Source organism: Kitasatospora sp. NPDC004799 (genome assembly GCF_040609095.1).
Classification (GTDB): Bacteria; Actinomycetota; Actinomycetes; order Streptomycetales; family Streptomycetaceae; genus Kitasatospora.
In genome coordinates this window covers 1-2,412 of record NZ_JBEXJK010000685.1, presented here as the reverse complement: position 1 = coordinate 2,412, position 2,412 = coordinate 1, and the positions used below count along the sequence as shown (strand labels likewise).

Sequence of the window (2,412 nt, the reverse complement as noted above, 5' to 3'; positions counted from 1 at the left end):
GTCCCGGACCAGCACCTTGATCGGCAGCAGCTTCTCCAGCGTCAGCCCGAAGATGTCGGCCTCGTTGCGCACCGGCGCCTCGGCCGGCTCCAGCGCGAGCGCCGCCCTTGGGCGTCGGTGCCCTCCTGGACCATCCCGCCGGCGCCGTCGGAGCGGCCGGTCTGGGAGAAGTACGACGGCAGCTTCGGCGAGAACCAGGTGATCTGCCACAGCCCGGTCCTCACGTCGTACATCCGCACCGTGGTGCCGGGGAAGCGGCCGTGGAAATCCGGGCAGTGCAGCACGTCCTGCACCACCCGGCCGCCCAGCGTCCAGCCGAAGCGCCACTCGCCCGCCGCCGTGCGCCACCGCCCGTCGGGGAACCGGTAGCGGTTGCTGACGCTCCACGTCCCGACCAGCCGGCCGTAGAGCATCAGCGCCTCGGCGTGCTCCGGGTCCGGGCCGTCGGCCGACAGCAGCTCCGCCATCCCGCCGCCGGACGCCGCCGCCATCAGTAGTAGCCCTTCGAGCCGTCCAGCAGCTCGCGCACGATGTCGGCGTGCCCCGCGTGGCGGCCGGTCTCCTCGATCAGGTGGATCAGCATCCAGCGCAGGTTGGCGCCGCCGGCGCGGAAACCGGTGTGGCGGCCGACGTCGTCCAGCGACGCGGCCGCGACGATCTCGTCGCTGCGCGCGCACTGCGCCTCGTACTGCGCCAGCAGCTCGGCCAGCGCCCGCCCGCCGGTGTCCCAGTCGCCGTCCTCGACCGACCCGTCGAAGGCCGGGTTCGACGTCTCGTCACCGCCGAGGAACGCCACCTCCAGCCAGAGGTGCTCGGTCCAGCGCATGTGCGCCACGAGGCCGGCCATCGTCATCGCCGGCGAGGTCTCGATGACCGGGCGGTGCGCGTCCTCCTCGCCCAGCCCCTCGCACTTCCAGCGCAGGATCTTCCGCTGCAGGTCCAACCAGCCGGTCAGCGCGGTGCGTTCGTCCGCCAGGAGAGGGGGGCGTTCCAGTTCCGATGCCATGGCGGTGCAGGCTACCGACCAACCCCGCCGCCCGCACCGGATTTACGCGCCGGCGCCCGGCGGGGCGGTTCAGCCGGTGTGCAGGAGGCGGAAGCGCCCGGGCGCCGCCGGATCCCGGTCGACCACCTGCACCGGCGGCCACGCCCACTGCCACACGCTGCCGCCCGGCGCACGGGAGAAGGAGATCCTCCCGCGGGTGCCCTCCACGGCCACCCGCGGCCAGGCCCCGGCGACAGAGGCCCGGTCGGTTCCGTGCGAGCGCAGCACCTCCGCGAGGACGGCGACCGTGTCGTAGCCCTCGAAGGCGACGAACGACGGCTCCTCGCCCAGCCGTTCGCGCAGCTGCGCCTCGACGCGGGCGCCGAGCGGGCCGAGCTGCTCGGGCAGATAGCGCAGGAACGGGACGCCCGCGCCGTCCTCGCCCAGCAGCTCCGCCCACCCGGCGAACTCCGGCTGCCCGGCCGGAGCGCCGATCAGGACCCCGGCCAGGCGCGCGTCGCCGCGCACGGAGCGGACGATCGGTACCGCCGGTTCCGGCTGGCCGACCAGCAGGAGCAGCGCCGTCGCGCCCTGCCGGGCGAGTTCGTCGTTCAGGGCGGCGGGGGAGAGCGCGCCCGCGTCGAGTTCGGTGACGCTGCCGCCGTGCGCGGCCAGGTACTTGCGCAGGATGCCGGTCCCGGCCGCCCAGTAGACGCTCGGCTGCGTCACCACGGCGATCCGGCGGTGGCCCGCACCGAGCAGGAAGTCCGCGAAGACGCGCCAGCTGTGCGACTGCGCCGGGCACAGCCGCGCCACCCACGGCGTCGGCTCCTCGGTCAGCGCGTCCAGCACCGCCGAGGTGCACAGGTACGGCAGTCCGGCGGCGTCGGCCGAGGCGGCGACCGTACGGGCGACGACGCTGTGGTACTCCCCGGCCAGCGCGACGACCCCCTCCCCGGCCAGCTCCTGCACGGCCTGGGCGGCGCGCTGCGGATCGGCCGCGGTGTCCCGCACCAGCAGTTCCAGCGGCCGCCCGCCGATCCCGCCGGCGTCGTTGACCTCGCGAACGCCCAGTTCGAGCCCGGCGAGCAGGTGCCGGCCCGCCTCCACCCAGCCGGGCCGGGTCAGCGGCACGAGGGCGCCGATCCGCACCGAAGGCCCGTCAAACGGATGGGCTCCGGCCTGCGTTGGTGAGGTGCTCATGCGTCGGCGTCTCCCCGGTGACGGCTCCGGTCGCAGGCCCGCCCCGGCGCGCGCCTGCGCGATCATGCGGGGCCATTGGAACCGCCGACACCGCCGCCGGGCAAGCGGATTTCCGTCCGTACGGCCGTGAGGAGTGGGGGGGGGGGGGCGGGCGGGCGGCCCCGCACAAGAGAAATGGTTACAGAGGATTAAAAAAAAAAAAAAAAAAAAAAAATATTTTAGGG

3 protein-coding genes are annotated in these 2,412 nt (G+C 73.8%); all 3 read right to left on the bottom strand.

Annotation, left to right across the window (positions count from 1 at the left end; genetic code table 11):
• Window positions 1–41: 41 nt before the first annotated feature.
• Window positions 42–491 carry a hypothetical protein gene (locus ABZW03_RS39885; protein WP_355269646.1) on the bottom strand — a complete coding sequence of 150 codons (450 nt, stop codon included), beginning with the start codon at window positions 489–491 and terminating at the stop codon, window positions 42–44.
• Entirely contained in the window at window positions 491–1,006 is a 516-nt protein-coding gene (locus ABZW03_RS39880) for a DinB family protein (RefSeq protein ID WP_355269645.1), read from the bottom strand. The genes ABZW03_RS39885 and ABZW03_RS39880 overlap by 1 nt, the downstream gene beginning before the upstream one ends.
• Before the next feature lie 69 nt (window positions 1,007–1,075).
• Window positions 1,076–2,188, bottom strand: a complete 1,113-nt coding sequence (locus ABZW03_RS39875; RefSeq protein WP_355269643.1) for an ABC transporter substrate-binding protein — start codon at window positions 2,186–2,188, stop codon at window positions 1,076–1,078.
• Window positions 2,189–2,412: the final 224 nt, after the last annotated feature.